The sequence below is a fragment of the Spirochaetota bacterium genome, assembly GCA_034190085.1.
Classification (GTDB): Bacteria; Spirochaetota; UBA4802; order UBA4802; family JAFGDQ01; genus JAXHTS01.
In genome coordinates, this window is the sequence record JAXHTS010000051.1 from 17,545 (window position 1) to 43,649 (window position 26,105).

Below are 26,105 nucleotides of genomic sequence, written 5' to 3' on the forward strand. Positions count from 1 at the left end.
TGCTAAATAATGCAGATTATTGGCAGTTGGTCCTGCGTCAATATGGCCATTAATGTCTCTTATTTTATTGCTTAGGACGCTCTGCCATTGAAGTATTAATTGTAGAAAGGAGGTGAAGTTAACGTGGCAGAGCGTGAAACTGGCACTGTAAAGTGGTTCAATACCAGTAAGGGATATGGCTTTATCGTACGCGATCAGGGTGGAGATATTTTTGTGCATTATAGCGCAATCTCTGGTGAGGGTTTTCGTTCACTTGAAGAAGGCCAACGGGTAGAATTCACAATCGGTGAAGGCAAGAAGGGCCCGCAAGCGCTTGAAGTGCTTGTTATTACTTAATTTAAATAGCATTTGTGAAATAGTGCTGCGTGCATAAGATGTACGTGGCACATTCATTGATATGGCATGCTTAATGCCTTCTTCTTGTTGTTTAAGCAAATTGATTTCTCCTGATTGTAATGTTTAGATATCCTATATTTCAGCGTATAAAAAATTAAAACGATTTATTGTAACTGTTTAGACCAATGGTACTTAGCCTTATGTAGCCATCTTGCTTGTGTTGAGCTATTATCTACAGTACTATTCCTCTTTTTCCTGTACTTTCATCTGAATCCCTTCAGCTTCGCTCAGGACAGGTCTCGAATCCTTGAATGCTACTATAGTATAAAATTGATATTATCCTATATAAAGATCATCAAAAATGATTAAAGCTCCGATATGCTAAATTATCTACTCCCATTTTATCTCTTTGCCCATCTCAATAATATTTGAAATTAAAATATCAATTCCATTTGTAATAATATCGTAGGCATTACTCAATGGCGGGCTGAAAATCGTTTCGTATTGTGATATCTTTGCTAAAGGAATTTCTTCACCTACCATTAATATTATCCTTTCTCCAATTCTACTGACCTCCCGTGGCCCGATCAATTGTGCACCGATAAGCGTCTGTTTTTCAGGATCCGCAAATAGCTTGATCCTGATATCCTCTCCATTGAACATTTTTTTCCTTGTTTTACTTGTTCTCTTCACAGAAATAGCATCCAATCCTTCTTCGCTGGATTTTCGTTCTGTTAAGCCCACTGAGACCACAGTCTTTCCAAATATCTCAGCGCCGAATGTATGCAAAGCACCTGCAAAAGGGACAACATTACCAAAATGTATATTCCTTGCGATAACCCTGCCATTTCTGTTAGAATTTGTCGCCAAGCCGTTAATAAATTTTTTACCGCTCAGCATATGCCAACCTTCAACGCAGTCTCCTGCGGCATAGATGGATGGATCAGATGTCTGAAGATACTTATTTACCTCAATGCCCCCTGTTTTCCCTATCTTCAAACCCGCGTTCATTGCAAGATCTGTATCTGGAACGATGCCTTTGGATATGAACGCCCAGTCTGCTTCAATTAGTTTATCGCCTGAAAGGAATATTTTCACATTTTCATCAGTTAAAATCGCTTTTTTTATAGAAGTTGAAAGATAAAGTGATACGCCTGCGTTAATAATATCCGGCTCAAGCCATTTTGCCATATCAGGATCAAGCTGTTGAGATAAAATATTCTCAGATGAGACTATAATAGAGACTTGAGAATAACTCTTTTTGATAAGCGTCTCTGCCATTTCAAGTCCAACTACCCCTCCTCCAATAATAACAGCGCTTTTCCCAATGGGCAAAATAGATTCTATCTGTTTAGCACTTTTTAAATCTGAAATCAGCGATAAAACTCTCTCACCCTTGAATCCGGGTACTGGCGGCATTTTGCTCTTAGCGCCTGTATTGATAAGGAGAATATCATAGGATATCTCCTCTCCATCTACCATAATAATCTTTCTTTCTCTATCAATAGTCTCAACATTCCTTTGAGTATAAAGTCCAATTTTTTTTGATGCAAACCATTCAAGATTTGCGTAAAACATCTCATCAAATGTTAAAACATTTCTTAAAAAAAAGGGTTGTTCGCATGGAGTATAAGCGGTTCTCTCCCTTCGTGTATAAATATCGATCTGGGCATGATTCCTCAATAATCTAAGTGTATTCGCGCATACAATTGAGGCTCCTCCTCCTCCAACCATTATTATCTTCATTTTATTCCTCTTTTTATTAATTGTTAAAGCTCTTTCGGAAATATTGAAAATATGCTTCATGTACCACAATGACTCCTTTGCTGCGAAGCTCCATATCTTGTTGTAGCTATCTCGACCAAGAATATCTTTTTAAGAAAAAGCGCTTCATGTTGATAGATTTTGTAATGCAGTCTTGATTACCATTTCAATAGGTATTTCCGGGGTCTCTTTTAAAATTGCTTCAACAACTTTTGTTGATTTTGATTCCTCAAATCCTAATGAAACAAGGGCTTCAATTGCATCATTTCTAAGTGAGGGTTTAGATGGGGCGGTGAGGGAGGAGTCTTCCAGTTTTTTCATCCTTCTCTTTAGTTCAAATACCAACTTTTCTGCCTTATTTTTCCCCACACCTGGAATTTTTGTAAGTAAAGCAGCATTATCGCTTCTAACTGCTTGAATAAGCATATCTGTATCTATTCCGGATAATATTGATAGCGCCATAATAGGGCCGATTCCGCTAATACTTAATAGTATTGAAAATAGTGTCTTCTCCTCTACGGTAAAAAAACCAAATAATCGAAACTGGTCCTCTCTATGAAGGGTATAAACATGAAGGAGAATCTCATCCATGTTGTGATTATGTATTTTCTCATAGGTGGTAAAGGGTATAGATAGTTGATAACCAACCCCATTAACATCAAGAACCAATTCAGTCGGTTTAATCTCGTTAATAATGCCCTTTAATTTTGCTATCATAGTATAAATCCTATGAGGATTTTAGCCTAACAAGGATAGGGGAATATTGATTATTGATAAAGATTTACCAAGGATGATGTAATTATATTAAATGTGTGAATTTGAAATTCTTTTATTAGTCTAATGGATTACATTTCTTCTGTTATTTCCAAAATTAAAGGAATGGCAAGCTGCAATAGCGAGAGCATCGGCTGCATCATCAGGCTCTGGTAACTCCTCTATTCTGAATATCTTCATAACCATCTTTTGCATCTGCTCTTTTGTGGCGCGGCCATAACCTGTTAATGCATGTTTTATTTGAGATGGGCTGTATTCTGAGTATTCTATCCCCAAAAGTCTGGTCGTAAGCATAATTACTCCAATGCATTTGGCAACATCCATGGCAGTCTTAGTATTTTTTGAAAAATATAACCTTTCAACCGCCATGCAATCAGGTTGCAATCTCTCTATTATTTCAATGATGTCAACATGTATTCTAAGCAGTCTTTGAGCAATATCATCATCTTTACTGGTTTGAATAGCTCCATATTCAATGATCCTCAGGTTGTGTTCAATTATTGCCCAACCGAGTGTGCCAAATCCTGGATCAATACCCAATATTCTCACTGTTCCTCGCTTATTTTTGTCATGATTTCATCCGGGATATCATAATTTGAATAGATATGCTGCACATCTTCAAGGTCTTCAAGCTCGCCGATTAGCTTAAGGCATTGTGAAGCCTTTTTTTCATCCAATTTTGTTAGGCTTTGCGGTATATGAGTGATCTCACTAAGTGTTGTCTTGATGTTATTCTCGTGTACAATTTCATATATATCATTGTAATTATCTGGGGGTGTGATTATAATAATATTATCATCCTCTCTTTTTATATCGTCCACTCCGTGATCTATGAGTAGTTCCATAATCTCATCTTCAGTGGAATCCTCGCCATCAATAATTATTAATCCCTTTCTTTCAAAAATGTAGGATACGCATCCCGTTTCACCGAGATTCCCTCCACCCTTTGAGAACAGAGACCTGATGTTTGGCGTTGTTCTATTCCTGTTATCGGTTAAACAATCAATCATTATGGCAACCCCGCCGGGACCATATCCCTCATACCTTATCTCCTGGTAATTTGTGCCCTCAACGCCTCCGATTCCCTTTTTAATCGCTCTCTCAATATTATCGGAAGGCATATTATTCTCCCTTGCCTTTGCAACAGCAGTTCGGAGTCTTGGATTGGAGTTTATATCCTCACCTCCGTTTCTGGCAGAAACGGTTATTTCGCGTGATAATTTTGAAAATATTGCGCCCCTCTTGGAATCGATGGCGCCCTTCTTCCTCTTAATTGTAGACCATTTGGAGTGTCCTGACATATTTTACTCCTCTCAATTAATAAACAGATTTGATTCTAATTGTGGACGAAGATAAGTTATTAATCTAGTATTCTCAAGTTTATCAATTATAACGCTATCAATAGTCTAATAACCTCTCTTTATTTTCAACTGTATTTTTTTTATCCTTTCCCTTGCAGCTTCAGAATTATAATTCAATGAGACAGCATCCCTGTAAAACTTAATTGCATCATTCAAATTTCCAACATTTTCATAAATTCGCGCTAAGTTCCATCTAACCTTGCCTGCATTCAGCTTTTTATACTGGTATTCAATTTCCCTATTAGCCAATTCAATCTCCCCCTTTTTTTCTCTGAGGAGATTATATTCTTCATATTTATCATTTTCCCTTGTCTTGATTATTAAGGATTTTATATTATTTATTCGATTTTCAATATTTTGAGCCTCCTTTGCACTCTGTTCCATCTTAGATTTAATCATATCCTGATATTTAATGGTTTCAAGATAATATCCGGCAGCCTCTTCAAACTCCAACTCCTTCATGTAGATATTACCCTTATATTCATTGGCTTTTGATCTTCGAAAAACGCTGTTTTCTGGTAGGAATTCTAATGATCTATTAAAGCATTCCATAGCAAGGTTAAAATCGCCAATCCTTTTATAGGCAAGATACCCTAGGGCAAAGAATATATATCCGTCGTCATCCTTTTGGGTAATGTATTTCTTATAATACTTTACTGTTTCAAGATACCTTCCAATATCCTCATTTAGATTCGCTATCATCAAATAGAGTTTCAGATCAATTGCTGTATCGCCCATTGATTGGATATATCTTTCTAAATGATAGATAGCCTTTTTATTCTCACCTGTTCCATATAGAGCCTTCCCAAGTTCAAGGGAATAATTAAAATTGCTAGGTTTTAATGTATATGCCGTTTCAAGTGAATCCAAATATGCTTTATAGTGATTATTGTTACGATAAACCTGTGAAATCTCGTAAAATATGACATCATCCTTATTAAACTCAATGGACTTAAACCTTAGAGCCTGATAATAGTGATTCAATGCAGTGCTATATTCTGAGAGCTTGGAGTGACACCTTGCTGAGTATAGATGAAGTTGGAAGAGCCTATCGTTTTTCTCAATAAAGAACATCTTTGCCCTTCTTGTTCTAAAAAGCTCATTTAGATCCATGCCTTCTTCTATCTTCTTTATTGCAATAACGTCCAGTGGTACTCTCTTGTCATGAACCCTTTTGCTGTATATAAGATTTATTTCACCTTTCAGTATTTGAAGAGCTTTTTTATACTCACTATTATTATAATATGTAATATAGTCATTCTTATCTGATTGCTGGGCAAATAGGGCTGATAGGGATATGAATAATATAATGGTTATTATTGGGATTTTCATTATTCTCCAGAATAATTCAGGATAGTGTATTAAATCGATGAGTCTTACCTCAATAACTAAAGGGATTGATGAGAGTATGACATCTCTTTAGTTATATCGGATAGAGAGTATCTATCCCTTTATTATTTTGGATTGAGAGCTTTTTGAAAGAAGTAACCTGGATGCTGTATAGTCATAGGAGCAGTAGAATATATGGATTAGAATCTACGAATCGGCAACTATAATGATAATATAATTGGCCTCTATCACTGAAGTTTGAAGGAAAGGACAGCTAAATCCCATCATATTATACATATTGATCTCCTGTCTAGGTTAAAGCGTTTGCCTTGATGGGGTCAAGGGAAATATTTTTGGGTTCTTATATAAATAAAGTTGGTGATGTGCGGTTTAATGAATTTTTATGTAGGAATCCGAATCTTCCTTACCTTTCTTTTGATTATCTTTGGCGCTCCTTCAGGATTATACTTGTTTTGAACAGTTTCAACATTATACTTAATTAACATTTTCACAGCTTTTTCAGCCTTATTCAAAACGTCAATCAATATAAGATTTTCCTCATCAGTAAAATCCTTCATTAAATACTCCTCTAAACTCATACCCTCTGGGGGGTAGCCTACACCAACCCTAACCTTGACAAACCTATCAGACTTTAAGGCCTTTGTCATAGAGTCAATGCTTGGATGACTAAAAGCAGATAGAATATAATCTATACGTAGTTCACCTAAGGGAAGTGATGTATCTTCAATGATTGAGATAATATCTCGGACATTTATTCTGACAAAGGATGCAATGTATAAGACTGATTCTCCTATAAGATTAATAAATGTCTGGGGTTTTAGTAAAATTACTTCACAATTATTGATATCACCTCTTCCGATTAGGGATTTCTTCTTTCGTACTTTAACTTCAACATTTTCGTTATTCGCGATTATATCTATTACTTTAAACCCAATATTTTGTCTGTTATTAAGATATTTTTCCCCAGGATTCCCACAACCAATTATTAGTTTCAAATATCTATTCTCCCTCCCTTTATCAAAATATTATAAAGAAAGAAAAATCTTATTACTCTTTTGACTCCTGATCTTTGTCTCCCTTCTTTGGCTCTTCTACCACCGCATCTTCTTCTCCCGCTGCTTTAACCTCTTCTTCCACTTCTTCCACAACTTCTTCCTCAATCTTATGAGGAGCAAGAAGTGTAACAATAACCCTATCACAAGCTTGTAGAAATTGTATAGTGTCCGGAAATTGGATATCCTCAATATGTATAGAGTCGCCTATTTGGAGATCTGTTACATCAATTGGAATTTTTTCAGGCATGTCCACTGGCAGACATTCAACTTCTAGTTCCCGTTCCAATAACTCAAGTATTCCACCCATTTTGACGCCTGCTGCTGTACCATTAATTTCTATTGGCACCATTGTGTGAATCTTCTCTCCCTCTTTGACCTTGTAAAAGTCAAGATGTAACAGATTGTCAGTAATGGGATCTCGTTGATAATCCTTTATAAAGACCTGATGAGTAGAATCCTCTTCCTTATTTATTATGTTCAGATCTATAAGAACGCTTTCTGAGATTCTTTTTTTAAATAGCTTTAGAAAATCCTTTTTCTGCACCTTGATAGCCTCAGATATGCCGTGTGAATATATCACAGCAGGAATGTACCCTATATCCCTCAACCTGTGACAGGCATTCTTGCCCCTCTCTGTTCTTATCTCTACATTTAAACTATAGTCCTGCATTTTTTCTCCTTATTCATTATTATCATTGATATAGTAAACATAAACGCAATAGATGTTATTATGCCATCTTTAAATAGTTCCCAAGACTTGAGAGTTCTTCCTGTGAATTTATTCCACTTCCTTCCATGAAGTCATTGAGAAGAATCCTTCCAATTGAATATCCCGATGACTTTATATAATCAAAAACATCTGGAAGATAATACTCACCCTGTGCATTATCTGTATTTATTGTCTTTAATCCTGCAAAAAGAAGATCTTTATCAAATGCATAGGTCCCGGAATTTACTTCTTTTATTCGCTTCTCCTCCAGGTTTGCATCCCTCTCTTCAATTATTTTATTAACATTACCCCTTTCATCCGTAATAATCCTTCCATAACCTCTAGGATTGTCCATTATCATCGTAAGCACAGTTGCCATTATTCCATCTTTTTGAAATTCTTCCTGTAAACGCTTAAAGGTTGAGGGCTTAATTAATGGAACATCGCCACAAGCAAGTACAATCGGTCCATGATAATCATTTAAGGAACTCTCAACCTGCATCACAGCATGCCCTGTCCCGAGTTGATCATGCTGCCAAACATATTCAACTGAATTGCCTAACGTCTCAATTACCATTTTCCCCTTGTAGCCCACAACTGTTATTATATCATTGATTCCTGAATTACGTAAACTCTCAATTACATAGAGTATTAGTGGTTTTCCACATAGGGGGTGAAGCACCTTCGGGAGATCTGATTTCATTCGAACTCCCTTACCAGCGGCTAGTACTATAGCTTTTATATTATATCTCCTTAGGTTATGTTAGTCATCTGAGGTGCCAGGATTCGAACCTGGGAGTGCCGAGACCAAAACCCGGTGCCTTACCGCTTGGCTACACCTCAATGGCGATAATACTAAAATTATTAGTTTCTATAATCATCTGCAAGAAGGGGATAAAACCTTACTTGAAGTATATATTAGTTATTAGCAATCTATTCTATTTCAGATTCAAGATGAAGTATTTAACATCAATCAAATCTAACAAAATTTTGTGATACATGCCTCTCGTCCTATTTTCCTTAAGCTTCTCTCAGATAACTCAGCCTTATGATAATCGCGAAACAATGCTATAAGGCTTGATCCACTTCCGGTCATGGTAACATAGTCTGGGTTATTGCTCATAATCTCTTCTTTTATTACTCTGATCTCAGGGTATTTTTCAAAGACTGGCTTTTCAAAATCATTTAATAATACTGGTTTAATATAATCTAAATTGTAATTTCTGATACCTTCGAGGATTATCAGCCGTTTGTCATCTAATTTTTCTTTATTATATGGCAATTTATGAGTTCTACCTAATGCCAAATAGGCACTCCTTGTATCCACATGTATGCCCGTGTTTACGAAAAGTACAGAATTACTCAAGCCCCCTTGGATCTTCTCTATCTTTTCGCCTATCCCTTCACATATTGCAAATCCTCCAGTGAGGCAATAGGGGACATCAGCGCCTAATTCTAATCCAATTTTAAGTAAATCACTCTCATCAATCCCTTGAAAATAATCATTCAATAATCTTAATATTGCCGCAGCATCACTGCTTCCACCTCCAAAACCTGCCCCAGCAGGTATATTCTTTTCAATCGATACTGATATTCGACCCTTCCTCCCAATTCTATTTAAATATAATTCAACTGATCTTGATATTAGATTTTCCTTCTCTGATATCGAATGAATTACATTTTCATGCCTTCCTCCATCAGGGATTATCTTTATTAATCCTTCCAGATTTGGATTAGTAAAGATATCAATTATGTTCAGTTTTAAAAGATCAAATATATCTATATTAGCATTGAGGCTAAAAATGTTATGAAAACCATCTATCCTCCTGTTTAGGACCTGGAGGTGCAAATTTACTTTTGCATAGGCTTTAGATATAAGTTCCAATTAATATTTTAGCCATTATTATTTGCTTTTTTGGTAGATTTTCTACACTGTTATGGTGTATATACTGAACCAGTCAAAGCACCTTACATCTCTTTGGCTTCAGGTTCGCCAAGGTTGTTTAATGATGTTCCTTAACCTTTTGGAGAAGTAGTGTAAACAGGTCAAGTATTTTCTTGAGTAGAATGTTTATTATTGATTAGCTAAAATAATAAATATATTCATATTTGTCAAGGAAATATTTAGTAATGCCAATTCAAATAGCGCTATAAATAATTTTCTTTGACTTTTTTCATTTTATGGTATAGGCTGAATTTGATATTTTAGGGATTGTATGTGTCTAATCTGTAATTCAGTCCCCTTGCCAATTGGTGAAAACTTAAGAATAGCATTTAATATGTATTGATAGTATTTATATCACCACGAATTGTATGCCATAATGAATGATAGTATTATTGATTGAGTGACTTTTTCTAGCAATCCCATTCTCCCCCTTATCCCTCCCCCTTGTTGGGGAGGGAATTAAATATATTTTATGATCGAAGTTAGTACTGACATAAGGAGAAAATATAGATGAAGGGGAAATCTTCAACTAATTCCAATATCTATAAAATTTTGCTAATCGAAAATAATCCCTTGGATATTCAACATATAAGGGATATAATAGCTGACGTTAGCTGTTATGAGATAGAGTTATCTATACTAGATCTGGTGAATATAGGACAGGAGCGCTTATATAAATCAGATATTGATATAATTCTGCACGATATCTCACCTCCTCCCGTAAAGGGATTGGATACATTCATCAAAATACAAAGCCAGTTCCCTGATATTCCTATCATAGTATTAACCTCACAGGATGAGGAAGAACTAGCTATAACTGCATTGAGAAAGGGCGCTCAGGATTATCTTGTTAAAGAACATATAAACGGATATTTGCTGACACACGCCTTTCGTCATGTAATTGAGATCAATAAGACGAAGAAGGAGATAGAGAATAGCCAAAGGCGTTACCAACTTCTTGCAGAGAATTCAACCGATGTGATATTTACTATGGATATGAATTTTAATCTTACATATATAAGTCCTTCTATTACACGCCTGCTCGGTTATAGTGTTGATGAGATGATGAATCGGATGGCCAAGGAATTATTGACAACATCCTCTTTTGAGACTGCAGCAAAGGTATTATTTAAGGAAAGGGATGAAGGGTCGGAGAAGAGAGATGAACCAATAACACTTGAACTCGAGCTGATTCGTCGGGATAGAACCACAGTCATGACTGAAGTAGTGATTGCTTTGCCTAGGGATAATAAGGCTGATCCAGTCTGTATCACTGGAGTAATACGCGATATTGAAGAGAGAAAGCAGACAAATAGGGCATTATTACAGACTGAAAAGCATTATCAGATGCTTATTGAAAACATGTCAGATCTCATTACAATTATTGATTATGATGGCATTGTGCTATATGAGAGTCCTTCAATAGAACGTTTGCTGGGATATAAGCCCTATGACCTTATAGGTGAGGATATTTTTGAATTCGTACATCCTGATGAAAAAAAATATTTAATAAATGCAATTCAAGGGGTTGCAGGTACTAATGGGCTAGGTACAACAATAGTATATCGTTTTAGGCATAAAGATGGTTTATGGTGTGTTCTTGAGTCTATGATATCAATTGTATACGATAATTCGGCCAAGGTAGCTTGTTATATTGTAAATTCGCGTGATATCACCTATAATAAGCGAATTGAAAATGAGAAGGATGCTTTTCGAGAAATGCTATCTGATCGAATTCGGGAACTGAACTGTCTATTTCAAGTTTCAAAACTTATCGAGGATCCAAACAATTCACTGATAAAAATTTTTCATGAAACACTTCAGTATATACCTCAGGGTTGGAAATATCCTGAAATTACCTGTGCCAGAATAGTATATAGGGGACAAGAATATAAAACTAACAATTTTATAGAAACAATTTGGATGCAATCCTCAGATATAATAATAGCTGAGAAGAAGGAGGGTGCTATTGATGTCTGTTATCTTGAGGAAAAACCTGATTTGGATGTTGGTCCATTCATGAACGAAGAGATGCAATTGCTTGAAGCTCTAGCCAGGTCTTTGAGCATGGCCGTTGAGAGCAAAAGGATTGAAGAGGAGCTTAAGAGACATAGCGAATATTTGGAAAAATTGATTGAAGTTCGCACAATGGAGTTACAAAGGGCAAAGGAACAGGCTGAAGCTGCTAATAGAGCAAAGAGTGGGTTTTTAGCAAATATGACCCATGAACTGAGAACCCCACTGAATTCGATCATAGGTTTCTCGAAACTCATGAAAATAGATTTTGATGAAGATATTTATGAGGAGTATATTGACAACATTCTTAGTTCAGGGACACATCTTCTGAAACTCATAAACGACATTCTTGATCTTTCAAAGATTGAGGCAGGCAAGATACCATTTGCAAGTAATCCTATCAATATTCCCGATCTTATTTTATCTTGTATCTCATTGGTGTCAGTTCAGGCTGATGACAAAAAAATATCAATAAAAAATTTTACCAACGACAAAAATATAATTGTAAAGGGTGATGAGAATAGGCTGCAGCAGGTTATTCTAAACCTGTTATCCAATGCCATTAAGTTTACAGGAGAGGGCGGTTGTATTCAAATAGTATGGCGTGTTAGTGATGGATTTGTTGAGGTGGATCTGATTGATAACGGAGTCGGCATAAAGGAAAAGCATCTGGAGTATATCTTTGGAGAGTTCAATCAAACAGAATATAGTATGGGACAGGTAAAGGAAGGAGCCGGACTGGGGCTTGCCATTGCGCGATCAATTATTGAGGCTCATAATGGCACAATCACTGTCAAAAGCAAGGAGGGTTTTGGAAGTACATTCAGCATCAGGCTGCCTCTTATGCAGCATGAAGATATAAATGTAATTTACAAGCAATCTGGGAGCATAACCTATCCCCATTGGGTGAAGGATAAATGTATCCTAATTGTGGATGATGATGAGAAGAATCGCTTTCTTTTGAGTAGTTTTTTTAAATTAAATAATCAGAGACATATAACGGCTGGAAGTGGGAAGGAAGGTGTATACCTATTGGAAAGAAATCCCATCTCATTTGTTCTTATGGATATTAGAATGGATGAACTAAACGGTATTGACGCAATGAAGGCTATAAAAATTAAACATAACATACCTGTTATTGCCCTTACTGCCTATTCGATGGAGGGGGTAGAGGAGGAATTATTGAAAAATGGATTTGATGGATATATATCAAAACCCATAGATTTTGATAGATTGAGCGATTGTTTAAGGAGTAATTTAAGCTGAAAATTTTAGTTTAAAAACAATCCCAAGTTGAGGTGAGAAAATTGAAAGAAATTGCTGACAATTCGATTAAAGTGCTTATAGTAGATGACAGCATAACGAGTATCGAGTTTTATAAATATATGTTATCTAAATCTACTACAACCCTCTTTCAAACAGAATCGGTTGCCTCTCTCTTTGATTCGCTAAATATTTTAGATAATAATCATTATGATGTTATCCTGTTGGATCTAAATTTGACAGATAGTATGAACTTGAATACTCTGCTAAAGATTAAGGAAAAAAGTTCCCACCTTCCGATTATTGTTATTACTGGAGAACATGAGGATGATCTCGGCGCAGAGGCAATAGCCAATGGCGCTCAAGATTATTTAATTAAGGGAAAACATGATATATATTTGCTGGAAAAATCAATAAAATATGCTATTGAGCGCAAAAAGATTGAAGATAATCTCCGCTGGAAAGAGGTCACTATTCGTGTGCTTTTAAATGCTCCTACGGAGTCTATGTCTCTGCTTGATCTTCATGGGAATATCATTGAGATGAACAGGACTGCTGCAATAAAATTAGGAAAAGATGTTGATGAGATGATAGGTAAATGTATTTGGGATTTCTTTCCGTCAAATTTAGCCGAATTAAGAAAAAAATTGACATCCGAGGTAATTGAAACTAAAAAATCAGTACATTATTTGGATGAACGATCAGGATTTATCTTTGAGAACAGCCTGTACCCTGTCTTTGATGAACAGAGGAGAGTCACGCAGATTGCAACCTTCAGCAAAGACATCACCGCACGCAGACGAGCTGAGGAGTCATTGAAGAAAAGTGAAGAGCAATTTCGAATGATGATCGAAAATGGTTCAGATATTATTTCACTTTTAGATGACGAGGGAATAATTTTATATGAAAGTCCTTCAATTGACCGCTTACTCGGTTATAATCCTATAGATATAATTGGTATGAAATTCCTTGATTTCATACATCCCGATGATCTAGAGATTTTGACCAATACCCTTAATGAATTGCTTCACAATGGAGTGGAGAGTAAGTCCGATACCCCATTATTGAGGGTGAATCGATTTCATCACAAAAATGGCTCATGGCGAATATTAGAATCCATATTCAATCCATATATTGATAATAAGAATAGAGTATCATGTTTAATAGTCAATTCACGTGATATCACTGATCGTAAGCGAATAGAAGCGGAACTGCTAAAGCATAAGGAACACCTTGAAGAACTTGTTGAAGAACGCACCATTGAGCTTATTAAGGCTAAGGATTTGGCAGAGTCTGCTAATAGGGCAAAGAGCGAATTTCTCTCCACTATGAGTCATGAACTCAGGACTCCTCTAAACTCAATTTTAGGATTTTCGAAACTGATGATTATGGGTTATGATGAAGAGACCTACAATACACATGCCAATAATATACTCTCTTCAGGAAAGCGTCTTTTGAATACTATTAACGATATTTTGGAATACACAAGCATTGATGCTGGCAGAATAGAGCTTAATCGTGGATTCATCCATTTACAGGATATTCTTTCGAGATGTGTTTCGTCATTTTCATATGAAGCTGACAGCAAGGAGATATCAATTGAGAATAGGGTAAGTGATGGGAAGCCACTCAGGATTTTAGGCGATAGAGATAAAATAGAGCAAGTCTTTAGAATTCTGCTATCCAATGCAATAAAATATAGTGCCACTGGCGAGAAGATAAAAATATTATCACATGTACAGAATAACCATATTGAAATAGATATAATTGATAGGGGCATTGGGATAAGGAAAGAGGATCAAGATCTTATATTTAGAGATTTTACACAGGTGGAATCAGGATTGACACGTGAAACCGAGGGTGCTGGATTAGGCCTTACAATTGCGCAGGGAATCATAAAAGCTCATAAAGGCACAATCTCTCTAAAAAGCGAAGTGGGGAAGGGAAGCATCTTTACAGTTAGGTTGCCTCTGGCTATATATTCAAAGCCAGCGACAATTGATAATTTTAATAGTAAGGTCAGATTAGAGTAGGGGTGATTTTATTCTTCTTGATTAATAAAATCTCTGTTATTTGTATCAAATTAGCATTCACTCAATATAAACCAAGTAATAGATCATTTGTACGTTATAATATAATTTTCGGGTGGTTTCTATATGATAACATGGTTTAGAGATCATTCTACAATGAAAAAATATATTATATACAACGAACTCAAAGGTGATTGAATATAAACGGTTAAGTTTCTGATATGTAAATCATACAGGAGGTTTTACATGAGCAAGATTCAGACTATGTCCCCAGAGCTTAAACCTAGAAATCCGATTTTAATCCTTGAGGATGTAAAGGAAAATCAGGATCTCCTGAAGGGAATATGCAAAAAAATGGGCATCCCTTGCGAGATTGCTGAGAACGGAGAGGTGGGATTGCAATTACTTGAAAAGAATACCTTCTCTATCTATATTGTTGATTTAATAATGCCGGTTATGGATGGTCGAATCTTTATCCAGAATCTGAAGAAAAAGCACCCTGAGTCCGTAGTATTAGTACAAACAGCCCTGGATACTGCAGATACAATTATCGATATAATGAAATTGGATGTCTTTGATTATATTGTAAAGCCGATTGATCTTGAAGTATTTCAAAAAGCTATTCATAAGAGCCTGGAGTATAAATATCTCAAGGATATGGAAAGAAATCTGAACCTTAATGCCGGTGCTAAAATACGAAACCAAATAGAATGGCTAAATTACAAGGAAGATAGAAGGGTATCGGAGAAGGATGATACTGATATAAAATCGATATACAATTTAAAGACTTCCATCACTCAGGGAACAGGTTTTGGATCCCTATTAACTTTGATCGATTTAGTCAAAGGAAGCAAAGTGGATGCAGGGGATGTTTATAAAATTGACAAACAGATTATAGATTTGCTCATTAATAATTACGATATATGTAATGCACAACTTGAGGGACTGCATTCCATTTCAAAACTGCTCGAAATAAAGTGCTCTTTAAATCAAATTGACGCAACGGAGCTTGTGGCTGCCATTCCTAATATGGTAGTTGATGTCATTTCGTTTTTATCCCTAAAGGATTTGCGGGTAACCTATCCTGAGTTAAAGACAAACTGTAAGATAAATGTTGATATGGAAAAGCTGTCACTTATAATTGAAGAGTTGTTCATTAACGCATACAAATATGCAGTTCATAAGAGCGCTATAAATATATTCTCCCAAATAAAAGAGGGTTATTTTTGGCTCTCCTTTATGAACGAAGTATATGAAGAGCCATATGGAGGGGTCCCGCCAGAGTATGAGAAGCTTGTCTTGGAGCCATTTTTTAGGCTTCTACCTCCAGATGAAACGATTGGCATGGTTGAGAAATATGGTCTTGGGCTTGGTCTGTCAGTAGTTGATAATATAATCAGAAAACACAACGGAATGTTTATGATACATGATGTTAAGGATCATACACACGATAGTATAAAGAGCAGCGTGCTTGCTGAAATCCTGCTACCAGTAATTCCATAATTGGAACTTAACCATTAATAAAACCTCAAGCCTTTATTAAACCTCAAAATAAGGTAAGAGTAGCCCAAAACTATCGCAAACTTATAGCAGCAATATGAAATCGAGATCCAGAGATCTATTGTTTTTCCAATGATCTCCTAATTGCAAAGAAACTGCCAAAGGATATCAGAATTGTACCGAGCCATACTAACCATATGAGACGCTTGAAAGAGACCTCCACTATTGCTGAATCAGGCTGTATTGGGGCGTCCTTTCCCGGGTCTACAAAGATGAGCACCTTTTTGTGTTTGATATCAAACCTCATCATGGATATTTTTCTATTTGTATGAGGAATTTTTACATCAATCGGCACTTTCATGTCTTTGTTTATTATTTTTAGTCCGGGCTTGAGAAAATAGTTCTTCCCCATACTATTGACACTTAGCTTTGCGAAGAGTTCAGGGGTTCCGGCCTTCATATGCTGTTTGTTGATTTCAAATCCAATAAATTTTATTTTTAGGTCTTGAATCTCTTTTTCCTCGCCCTTTAGGAGTATTATTTCCCCTCTGCCCTCTAAACCCGATTTATATTCCACGGGTGAGACATAGACGTCCCTAAAGAAACCGTAGTCTACATATGGCTCTCTGTAGAGCGAGTTTGTCTTTCTATTGATGTAATACTCAGTCTCAATTTCCATCGTCTCTCCTCCATCGCTGTATAGAAACCGCAGGCTGGCTCTCATTGATTTGGTGATATCCTTGAATGTCAGCTTTACAGAGTCTATCTCCTCCTCTACTTCTTGGATAAGATTCTTCTGAATTGAATAGGAATGAAGATTTGACGTTATTATGCCAATGACTAATATAGCTACTCCGATATGGGATAGACGCGATGATGTAATAACCCTTAGTTTATACTTACGCAAGTCAACAATATTTTGCAATACTACGAACAGCGCAGCGACTGCAAAAGTATAGGCGAAAACATTATGGGTATGCTGTAGATTAATTAGAATGGCAAGGATTAGGGATATGACAGATATTGTAATTATACCTTTAATGTTTATGCTCTTAGAGAAATTGAAAATTGAGGAAAGGGCTATAAATGCGAGAATAAGTAAACCCAAGGGTATAGATATATTGTTGTAGAATGTTGCTTTAACGGATGTTGGATTGGATAAAAATACTTTTGATAAAATGGGCATGGATGTTCCAATTAGTATAAAGAGAGAATAGAATGAGAGGGTGATTATCCCATAGCTTATTATGTTGTCGGTTGTGAATATTTTGTTGCTGAGCGGACTTGACTCAATATCGGAGAAACGCTTAATCAAGAGCACTGCCCCCAATAATAAGAAGAAGACGATGAATAATATTAAGTAAATTGATATCCCGAGATCACTGAATGAATGTACGGAGAAATCTGAGAGTATGCCGCTCCTTGTGAGAAAGGTGCTGTATAGAACAGTTATAAAAGATATTATGGCAAGGAATAGGTTTGTTTTGATCAGGGCCCCCTTTCTCTTCTGGATATTCATCCCATGCATTAGCGCAACAATGAAGAGCCATGGTATGAGGGATGAGTTTTCCACTGGATCCCATCCCCAGTATCCACCCCAGCCCAACACCTTATATGCCCAGTAACCCCCTAAGAATATCCCCATCCCTAGTGATGCCATGCAGAATAGAATCCATTTATAGGATCTGTTTATCCATGATTTATAATCATTCTTGAAAAGACCCGCTATTGCATAGCCAAAGGGTATTACTGCGGATGCATATCCAACAAAGAGAACAGGGGGATGGATTACCATCCAGGGGTCCTGCAACAGCGGATTAAGACCGGAGCCGTCTTGCGGGATCATGTTGGGTTTAAAGCGATTGGGGAAGCGTTCCCATACATATTCGAAGGGTCCGTGAATGCAAAGAATTAATAGTATAAATAATTGAGCTAAAATGATGATGCCGAGGAGTATGTTTTCGTTTTCATCCTTAGATCTAATGATAATAAGGCCAAAGATAAAGAGCAGGAATATCCAAAGAAGAAATGTTCCCTCCTGGCCTGCCCATAGGGCTGTTATCTTATATACAAGCGGAAGGTCATTTGATGAATAATTATATACATAGTTAAAGTTGAAGCTATTAGTTAAAAATGCAAAGAGGAGCAGAATCAATGTTAGGGTTATGGATATTCCCGATAGATAAAACAACCTCTCTGCCTTGATTATGTCGGACTCGCCGCCCTTATGGCTCTTTGCTAAAAAAAAGATCGAGATAATGGATGTTGCAAATGTAAAGTATATCAGTATTGTTCCTATATTCATTATTGGTTTTCCTTTATATATTTTGATGGACATTTAACAAGAATCTTTTCCGCCTCAAATATCTTCTGTTGAATGTTAAAAGATCCCAGTGCTACTATCTGATTGGCATGATCAAAATTTAATGGTTTCGTGCCTCTGTAGATTATATTCATTGGAGTGCCATCTTTATCATCCAGTTTAAAGGTAAAGTAGCCTTCATAATGTTCTGCGGCAACGGACTTGTCCAGTTTGCCGATTACCTGAACATAGCTGCCCGAATCCATTGCGCTTTGAAAGGAAACATAGGGTGTAAGCACACCACTCAATGAATAGAGGGCTATGACGATAAAGATTATTATAAAAGCAAATATAATTATCTTCTTATAGTTCATCTATCTTTTTCTCCAGTTTTTTGATTTTTTTGTCTATTAAATAGATATAAAGGCTCAATCCAAACCATATTATAAGCGTTATGAGCATCACCTTAATGAGAATGCTCCATCTGCGATTTTCATCCTCATAGGCAGCGCTATAAGAACTATTCTCGATCATCTGTATGTTGTTATCCGATTTTTCATCCGCATAGAGGTTGTTTCCGTTTGAGGTAACAGAATGGACATAGATGCTATTTGTATAATATCGGGATTTAGATACATTATAGTGATCGCTATAGCTTAAGGGATATGTGAAATGTGCTGATGCGATTATCTGTTTTGGGGACATTAAGGGACGAGTTATAGAAGTGAAGCTGATAAAGAGCAGTGCGCCTATAATGATAATCGCGTATTTATTCCTCATGATATTTTTCCTCGGTCTTTAGCATTATTTTTGATAACCTGTTTTGTATTGAAAAGATGTAAAGATAAACAAGTGTGAAAGAGACAAGGGATACTAAAAGGGTAATCTGCATCTTTTCATCCAGATGAATTTTTTCATCAGGATTTATTATAGGATCAGGATGCAATGAAGGGTATAATCTAGGTATAATAAAGACAAAGAAGGGCACAGTGATCATAGCGAAGATAAGGAATGAAGAAGCGAGCCTCCCCTTATTGGGATTATCCGCAAGAGCCGATCTAAGACTAAAATATGCGATATAGATTAGTAGTAAGATTACGATAGATGTTTGACGTGGATCCCAATTCCAGTAGGCTCCCCAGCTTATCTTTGACCAGATTGATCCAGTGATAATAGTCAAGATGGTAAATAGCATCCCCAATCTGGCGGAGTTATAGGCTTTTTCCTCAATTAAAATGAATTTTTTTTCTCTATCATAAAGAAATATTATTGAAGCGATTCCAGAAACTAAAAAGGCTAGCGTTGAAACCCATGCTAAAGGAACGTGGAAATAGAGTATTCTGCTGGATTCTCCCAAAATCTCAGCAGGGGGAGCCCAGAGATAGGCGAGGCTAATGGTGATGGGCATAATGATATAGACGATTTTGAGTATTTTCATTTATTCTATTCATCCATCCAGATATATTCAAATATTATAAAGGATAAGGCAATGATTGCTGCTGAAAATGCAAGCAAAAAAACCAGATTCTCATATCCTGTGTATTTAGCCACTTCCAGACTCCTGGTTGTTGAGTTAATGGATATCCATAGTATGGGAAGCACAATGGGGAAGGAGATGATAGTAAAAAGGGAGCCCCTGCCCCCGGCCTTTGCGACAATCGCTGCTAAGATGGTAGTGCTTGAGGATATTGCAAACCCTCCGGCGCCTATAGTAAAAACAAAGGTTATCGGTGATAGTATATTCATCTGCAGGAAGAATATAAATAGAGGAGTAACAACAACCTGCAGAAGAAAAAAAAGGGAAATGTTGAAGAGCAGCTTTGATGTGAGAACTACTTCTGGCTTCGCGTTTAGTCTCAAAAAGAGGGAGGTTCCTTGCTCCTCCTCCCTTATGAAGATGTGAGAAAGCCCATTCATTGCGCTGAAGAATAGTATTATCCAGAACAGGACTGATTGCATCTTGTTGGAAATCGGGATGCCACCTGAAGAAAGGCTGATAGCGAGGGTCGAAATAATCGCAAAGGATATTGAAACATTCAGCGCATAACGATTTCTGAACTCTATTCGAAAGTCTTTCTGTAAATTGCTAACAACGCTACTTGCCAAGATCGATTCTATCATTGCAGATGCAGGCCTCCTCCTCTTCGTTTGTTGCAATAATTATTAATTTTTTTTCCTTCATGTATTCAAGAAATGAATATATTGTCTCCTTCCCCTTAGCGTCAAGATTAGATCCCGGCTCATCTAAAAGCAGGACTGTTGGATTCCTAATAATTGCCAGCAACAACTTTAATCGCTGTTTCATCCCTGAAGAATAGTATTTCACGCTTTTGTCCTGATCTATATGTAGATCAAATCGTTTTAGAAGATTGTCAACATTCACATAAGCGCTTTTATCCGATTCTAAAACAAATTGAATGTTTTCTAATCCAGTAAGCTCGTTATAGAGATTCATCTTAGGGCTTGCAAATCCAATATGTGTAATAAGGTCATTATGAGTAATCTCTTGTCCATTATATTGGTATTCTATTCTTCCCTTTGTGGGTTTCTGTATTCCTGCAATAATCTCAAGCAGGGTTGACTTGCCAGAGCCATTTGCTCCAGTTATTGCAAGTGAATTTCCAGCGCTTATATAGAAAGAGATATCCTTGAAAACAGTGTAACTATTGAATCTTTTAATTATGCCTTTTGCGTTGATTGAAAAAGGATTATTCGGTGTCAATTTTTTCTGCTCTTTTGTTAGTGTACTGGAACTTAGCTGACTAAAAATTTAATTTTTGTTATACATTTAGGTTTGTTAATAATCCAAGAAATTGGCAGCATTATTGCGATTCAACATCTCAAAGTTTATGACATAATTATTCATTATAATATTTATAAAGTGCTATCAATAACCCTGTATGACTCATTACATAGTAACAAATTAATGTTTCCGGTGTTGTAGAAATGAATCCCCATCCTAACCGAATGCAGGTGGGGAGAACCTATTATTAATATTTCTGCATAAATCGGATTTGATCGGAAAGAACTAAATGTAATTCTGGTTGTAAATACCAATCTTCATCTATGATAACAGATTATATAGGGAATATAATTCTATTTCAAGCCTTTTATATCGCCCCTATCAAAAGGATGTATTAAAATGTCATTTTAGGATTATTCTTCCATCATCAATAGGGAGAACCGAATAGGGTATTGTTACAATTATTTGAGAATGTACACAATTATCCCAGAAGAATTAAATTACAATGAGTTAAGGTATTGTAATATCTGATATACCTAGAATAAGGTAAATCAGATATTCTCAATTCATAGACACAAATGTATTGATTTCTATATAGAGTAATGTTAAAGTATAGCAGCGGTTAAAGTTAGAATTGAATTGCTCTTCTCTCGCCTTTCGTTAGCAAGAGCTATAAAATTATTGAGATAAAAGCATACAAGAATAATATACTTGCAAGGATAAATTACCTTATATTATAGAGAAACAATGAATTCTATATTAGTAATCAGCATTATAATTATTTTAGCCATACTCTTCTGGGCCCTTTTTAGCAAGGAGGAATCCTCAGAAAGGGAAATAAATAATGAATTGCCTGAACAAATATTCCGTAGAAGAATTGCTGACAAAGAGATTGAGGAAAGATACCCTGATTCAAAGGATCAACCTGCACATAGAAGAAAGAGCGATATTTCGAGGGAGGATAAGTATGGAGTTGTGGATGATGAGTTCTCGCTTCCACATTTAATTGATGAAATAATCCCTGAGACATCAAGATTTAGGATCTATAGAAGGACCCTTCTCAACGGGGAGATATATGCGAGAAAGGGTGATTCTGCCACTGCCATTTCGCTATATGAGGGTGTTAATGAGAGGATAAGGGATACTGATGTTAATACAAAGATTTTAGAAAATATTGAATACATACAGAAGTATGAAGAAAATCAGCAAAGGAAGAAGAGGGAGGATCTGGAAAGACGACAAAGAGAAGCGAGATCTAATGAGATTAAATTGTCAATTGATGGCCCTTTCTCAATACCTGAAAAAATTCGAATAGGTGTTGATACGCCTGTTCCACCACCCAAGACAGATGTTGAACCACAAATTGATACAAACAAGATAGCTGAAGAGATAACAAAGAAGATCGTTGATGCTAAGGTTATTGATATTGAAAGGGAGAGGGAGAGGTTAGTAGAGGAACATAAAACGGAGATAGATGAGTTAAAGAATAAGATTAGTCAATTGATTGAGTCTAGGGATGAGGCTGATGTTGAGGACAAAAATAAGAAAGAAATACAAAAATATGAATCAGAGATCGAAGCGCTGAAAGATGAAATCAATCAGCTTGTCACATTCAAGGAAGAGAGTCAGCGGCTACGTGATGAAGCTCGCATGGAAGAAGAGATTCAGCGGCAAAAGGAAGCTGAACTCTCAAAGCTAAGGGAGGAGATGCAGAATATCAGCGATGCAATAACACAATTGTCAAAAGATGAGAAAAAAACACAGGAAGATTTGCATGAACTCAAGTTGTTAAAGGATAAGCAGGAATCAGAAGCGCAAGCAGCAAAATTAAAAAAGGATATATATAATGATATCAGGAGAGAAATTGAGAGAGAGATAAACAACAAACTCGTCTCTCAAGTTATTGAGAGTGAGAAGAAGCCAACATTAACAGAGGTTAAATTCGATTCCCCTGGCCCAGCGGAACCCGAGGTTAAGACAGATCTGGACAAGTTGGGGGCCATGCCGTCATTAGCGCCACCTGAACCGGAGACCATAGAATTTAAAGACAATAAACAGGATGAGATAGACGCTACAACCAAGAGTGAAGCAACACCTAAAGAAGCGAGAATTGATGAGAACAAAAGTGATGCTGAGGCTAATAATTACATAAAAACGACAGAGGATGAGGAAAATTATGATTTTGAGCTTTTAAGTGAATATGGGAGGGATGATGATACTGATAGGGTTTCTGATGAGGATATTTTCAGAAAGATTATGGCGGATGACAAGAAGAGAGAGAGAGATGCTTTTGAAATAATTGGTGATAAGAGAGAAGATGATGACTTGATGTATGATATTACTGATAGCGAGTTGGAGAAGAAGCAAAGTGAGGAAGAGAAATTCTATAAGAAATTCCTTCAGCATGAGAGGAGAAAGAAAAAAGAGCTGCCGATTCTAAAGGTGAGTTACGACTTTACCAAGCTGCCAGATGAATTTAGTCTATCACGAGAACAAAATATTTTAGAGCACTCCTTCTACAAATTTAAGCCAATGCTCGAAAAGGCTAATGGTTTTATTCAAAGGCGAAGGGTGAGGGATGCCATAAACTACTATAAGGTTGTAATGTCTCAAAACATTCCGCCGGAATTTAAATCAATGATAAGAAAAAATATAAATGATCTCACTGAATATCTTGAGAAATATTTAACTACTGATTGAACATTCTTCTATTATTTTTTACATCTTACAAGATGGTCTACTGTCATTTATAGCTCCATGGCTATACTATGCTTAACAAGCGGAATATAATTATCTATTGCTCACGAAATGGAGCTTGTCCGTGCATCGGCTTTGCTCAGCACAGGGGTTGTTGGTGCTTTGTCTTCGCTCAGCATTCGGTTTTTCTCTTGATGTTCATTAAGCAAACCCCAGTCGTTCCCCGAGTATTCCCTAAGCGGAGCCGATGGGCAGCTTCCATATAATAAGTTTATTAAAGAGTTCAGTGGTCTTGAATTGAAACTCCCTTCTATATAATAAATCTTTTTTTTTTTTCATATCCATAAGACCTAGATAACATGCAAATTCTTCACAGAAAAGATAACAAAATCCGCTTAGAACCATGGTTTCTCCATAATTAGAGTCTATATCTTCTATAAGTTTAGGGAATGCATTCAGGTATGTTTGCGCCAGTTTGTCACCAGCAATAAAAGAATTCGCCTTTGACTTTATCAAATAAAGGCAAAATAGGAATGAACGCTGAAGAAATTCCATTGTATCAGGGAAATAGGTTCCATAGAGCCAGTTATAAGTCTCTGCAAAGTAGTTAAATAAAAGCAGATAAAATCCAACTGCGTCAAAGTATTTGAGCAGTTTCCTGCCATTATGTGTTAGACTGTATTTCCCTTTCTGTAACTTGATAAAGCCAGTATCATTTAGAAAGTACTTTGACCTCTGAATATCCTTAACATCATCCTCCTTCATCGGTTTACTGTGGCTTGTGGAATTGTCTTTTACGAAGGTTTCATAAAAGTCCTGAACAATGGCCCTTGGAAGATTCCCTCTTTGTGTGGCCTTTAAACCCTTCTCCTGCTCCCCAATCTTATTAAGAATATAATGACATTGCTTTAAGGCAGGAACATCTTGTACTGACAATGCAGGGAGATTTCTATTAATCTTAAGAATATGACCATTCCCGTCAATGTCATTGTTTAACATTGAATTCATCTGGATAGGGGAAAGGCCAAGAAATTCCTTTAAAGGAGCATTGTTTCTTGCCTTCATATGTTCATTTATAGATGCCTGAAGCTCTTCTTTAGACTGAAACTCCCGCCCTTCAGCAAGTTTATTCATATCATGAATGGCCTTTGTCGCAAGGTTAGGATTGTCCATATATTCCATGAAGGTTGGTGATGGACTTTTTTCATGATCCCAGTTATCCATCATATCCTGATAGTCTTTCAACGCATCCTCATTGAACATCTCCCCTGAGACAATGGTATCTTTCAAAAGACAGCACTTCTTATATTTCTTCCCGCTTCCGCATGGACATGGTTCATTTCTTCCGAACTTTTCTGTCATTTATACTTCCTCCCTTACATCGATTTTACCTGTTACTGCATTGGAGATTAGGGTTTGGCGGAGTTCTTACAGTTTTGTCACTTCCTATTTTATTAACAATATGTTTTATTTTCATAACCTACCAGTACTCAGGTATCTCCTCAGTCAATTCCACTCATGAATCCTTCATGCATCGGCTTCCTATGCATAACAGTCATTGTCAGTGCATCTATAGCAAGATCAACTTTAATATGAGATGCCATTGACCAGCCTACAATCATTTTTGAAAACAAATCAAAAATTATACAGAGATAGAGCCACCCTTTCCTTGTAGATATATAATTTATATCGCTTACACAACAAACAGTAGCTGTATCAACTGTGAAATTACGATTAATAAGATTCGGAGATACTGGATAATTATGTGCGGAATCTGTAGTAATCCTATATTTATGTTTCTTCCGGGCTATTATATTGTTCTCTCGCATAATTCTCACTATTCGTCTCCTTGAACAGGAATATTTTGTGCCTTTCAAGTTTCTCTTTAGTAAAGAGATTGTATCAATTATAAATTGTCTATCGTATTTTCTTCTTGAACTCATTACTTACTCCTTTAAGCTTATTATCGGTAATAAGCTTAAAGGAGTGTCCGGAAGAGCGAGGCAACTGCAGTCTATATCCTGATCCCAAATGGTTTACCCGATTTTTGTTTAATAAAAATATACTTAAGTCAAGGACTAATGAAAACTTGTATCGCTTCAATGAAAACGAAAATTTTTTCACTAAAAATTAAGCGGGTATTTCCTCTCTTAATAATCTAAATAATCCTTTATTCTTTTCTATTCTTTGTAATTTTGCTTTATTAAGCTTCCTCTTTCTTTCAGCAATAATAAGACCATCATTACCAAGGAAAACATCA

22 protein-coding genes and 1 tRNA gene are annotated in these 26,105 nt (G+C 36.3%); 5 read left to right on the top strand and 18 right to left on the bottom strand.

Features of this window, described 5'->3' with window-relative positions:
• The first annotated feature begins 123 nt into the window (after positions 1-123).
• On the top strand, positions 124-336 hold the full coding sequence (locus SVZ03_09675) for a cold shock domain-containing protein (GenBank protein MDY6934476.1): 213 nt from the start codon (positions 124-126) through the stop codon (positions 334-336).
• A gap of 390 nt (positions 337-726) precedes the next feature.
• On the opposite strand, the gene SVZ03_09680 is transcribed toward SVZ03_09675, so the two are convergent.
• From SVZ03_09680 to ispE, 10 genes are all read right to left on the bottom strand, one after another.
• Positions 727-2,082, bottom strand: coding sequence for an FAD-dependent oxidoreductase (locus tag SVZ03_09680; protein MDY6934477.1), 1,356 nt, complete (start codon positions 2,080-2,082; stop codon positions 727-729).
• A gap of 144 nt (positions 2,083-2,226) precedes the next feature.
• Positions 2,227-2,817 (bottom strand): Holliday junction branch migration protein RuvA, encoded by a 591-nt coding sequence (ruvA, locus tag SVZ03_09685; protein MDY6934478.1) that lies wholly within the window; start codon positions 2,815-2,817, stop codon positions 2,227-2,229.
• A gap of 120 nt (positions 2,818-2,937) precedes the next feature.
• On the bottom strand, positions 2,938-3,423 hold the full coding sequence (gene ruvC, locus SVZ03_09690; protein MDY6934479.1) for a crossover junction endodeoxyribonuclease RuvC: 486 nt from the start codon (positions 3,421-3,423) through the stop codon (positions 2,938-2,940).
• Positions 3,420-4,175: a YebC/PmpR family DNA-binding transcriptional regulator gene (locus tag SVZ03_09695; protein MDY6934480.1), complete on the bottom strand. Its 756-nt coding sequence runs from the start codon at positions 4,173-4,175 to the stop codon at positions 3,420-3,422. The genes ruvC and SVZ03_09695 overlap by 4 nt, the downstream gene beginning before the upstream one ends.
• 105 nt (positions 4,176-4,280) lie before the next feature.
• Entirely contained in the window at positions 4,281-5,567 is a 1,287-nt protein-coding gene (locus SVZ03_09700; GenBank protein MDY6934481.1) for a hypothetical protein, read from the bottom strand.
• A 398-nt stretch (positions 5,568-5,965) separates the two neighbouring features.
• Positions 5,966-6,580: an aminoacyl-tRNA hydrolase gene (gene pth, locus SVZ03_09705; GenBank protein ID MDY6934482.1), complete on the bottom strand. Its 615-nt coding sequence runs from the start codon at positions 6,578-6,580 to the stop codon at positions 5,966-5,968.
• Positions 6,581-6,632: 52 nt separating this feature from the next.
• Positions 6,633-7,310 carry a 50S ribosomal protein L25/general stress protein Ctc gene (locus tag SVZ03_09710; GenBank protein ID MDY6934483.1) on the bottom strand — a complete coding sequence of 226 codons (678 nt, stop codon included), beginning with the start codon at positions 7,308-7,310 and terminating at the stop codon, positions 6,633-6,635.
• 58 nt (positions 7,311-7,368) lie between these two features.
• A complete protein-coding gene (locus SVZ03_09715; GenBank protein MDY6934484.1) occupies positions 7,369-8,091 on the bottom strand; it encodes an NTP transferase domain-containing protein in 723 nt (240 codons plus the stop codon).
• Between the two features lie 29 nt (positions 8,092-8,120).
• Positions 8,121-8,192, bottom strand: a tRNA-Gln gene (locus SVZ03_09720).
• 136 nt (positions 8,193-8,328) lie between these two features.
• Positions 8,329-9,234: a 4-(cytidine 5'-diphospho)-2-C-methyl-D-erythritol kinase gene (gene ispE / locus SVZ03_09725; protein ID MDY6934485.1), complete on the bottom strand. Its 906-nt coding sequence runs from the start codon at positions 9,232-9,234 to the stop codon at positions 8,329-8,331.
• Positions 9,235-9,804: 570 nt separating this feature from the next.
• On the opposite strand from ispE, the gene SVZ03_09730 reads away from it, so the two are divergent.
• The 3 genes from SVZ03_09730 (at position 9,805) to SVZ03_09740 (ending at position 16,106) form a co-directional block, all read left to right on the top strand.
• A complete protein-coding gene (locus SVZ03_09730; protein MDY6934486.1) occupies positions 9,805-12,576 on the top strand; it encodes a response regulator in 2,772 nt (923 codons plus the stop codon).
• 41 nt (positions 12,577-12,617) lie between these two features.
• Positions 12,618-14,606, top strand: coding sequence for a PAS domain S-box protein (locus SVZ03_09735; protein ID MDY6934487.1), 1,989 nt, complete (start codon positions 12,618-12,620; stop codon positions 14,604-14,606).
• A 243-nt stretch (positions 14,607-14,849) separates the two neighbouring features.
• Entirely contained in the window at positions 14,850-16,106 is a 1,257-nt protein-coding gene (locus tag SVZ03_09740; protein ID MDY6934488.1) for a response regulator, read from the top strand.
• A 115-nt stretch (positions 16,107-16,221) separates the two neighbouring features.
• On the opposite strand, the gene ccsA (SVZ03_09745) is transcribed toward SVZ03_09740, so the two are convergent.
• Genes ccsA (SVZ03_09745) through SVZ03_09770 form a run of 6 tightly spaced genes read right to left on the bottom strand, consistent with a single transcriptional unit; the run spans position 16,222 to position 21,127 of the window.
• Positions 16,222-18,408 carry a cytochrome c biogenesis protein CcsA gene (gene ccsA, locus SVZ03_09745; GenBank protein ID MDY6934489.1) on the bottom strand — a complete coding sequence of 729 codons (2,187 nt, stop codon included), beginning with the start codon at positions 18,406-18,408 and terminating at the stop codon, positions 16,222-16,224.
• Positions 18,408-18,779 carry a cytochrome c maturation protein CcmE gene (locus SVZ03_09750; protein MDY6934490.1) on the bottom strand — a complete coding sequence of 124 codons (372 nt, stop codon included), beginning with the start codon at positions 18,777-18,779 and terminating at the stop codon, positions 18,408-18,410. The genes ccsA (SVZ03_09745) and SVZ03_09750 overlap by 1 nt, the downstream gene beginning before the upstream one ends.
• Complete coding sequence (locus tag SVZ03_09755; protein ID MDY6934491.1) at positions 18,769-19,185, bottom strand: CcmD family protein; 417 nt, start codon at positions 19,183-19,185, stop codon at positions 18,769-18,771. Before SVZ03_09755 ends, SVZ03_09750 begins: the two co-directional genes overlap by 11 nt.
• Entirely contained in the window at positions 19,175-19,843 is a 669-nt protein-coding gene (gene ccsA, locus SVZ03_09760) for a cytochrome c biogenesis protein CcsA (GenBank protein ID MDY6934492.1), read from the bottom strand. The genes SVZ03_09755 and ccsA (SVZ03_09760) overlap by 11 nt, the downstream gene beginning before the upstream one ends.
• A gap of 5 nt (positions 19,844-19,848) precedes the next feature.
• Complete coding sequence (locus SVZ03_09765; protein ID MDY6934493.1) at positions 19,849-20,526, bottom strand: heme exporter protein CcmB; 678 nt, start codon at positions 20,524-20,526, stop codon at positions 19,849-19,851.
• A complete protein-coding gene (locus tag SVZ03_09770) occupies positions 20,501-21,127 on the bottom strand; it encodes an ABC transporter ATP-binding protein (GenBank protein ID MDY6934494.1) in 627 nt (208 codons plus the stop codon). Before SVZ03_09770 ends, SVZ03_09765 begins: the two co-directional genes overlap by 26 nt.
• A gap of 768 nt (positions 21,128-21,895) precedes the next feature.
• Between SVZ03_09770 and SVZ03_09775 the strand changes: the two genes are divergently transcribed.
• Positions 21,896-23,848, top strand: coding sequence for a hypothetical protein (locus SVZ03_09775; protein ID MDY6934495.1), 1,953 nt, complete (start codon positions 21,896-21,898; stop codon positions 23,846-23,848).
• 231 nt (positions 23,849-24,079) lie between these two features.
• On the opposite strand, the gene SVZ03_09780 is transcribed toward SVZ03_09775, so the two are convergent.
• Complete coding sequence (locus tag SVZ03_09780; GenBank protein ID MDY6934496.1) at positions 24,080-25,207, bottom strand: SEC-C metal-binding domain-containing protein; 1,128 nt, start codon at positions 25,205-25,207, stop codon at positions 24,080-24,082.
• A 140-nt stretch (positions 25,208-25,347) separates the two neighbouring features.
• Positions 25,348-25,788, bottom strand: coding sequence for a hypothetical protein (locus SVZ03_09785; GenBank protein MDY6934497.1), 441 nt, complete (start codon positions 25,786-25,788; stop codon positions 25,348-25,350).
• Positions 25,789-26,105 lie beyond the last annotated feature (317 nt).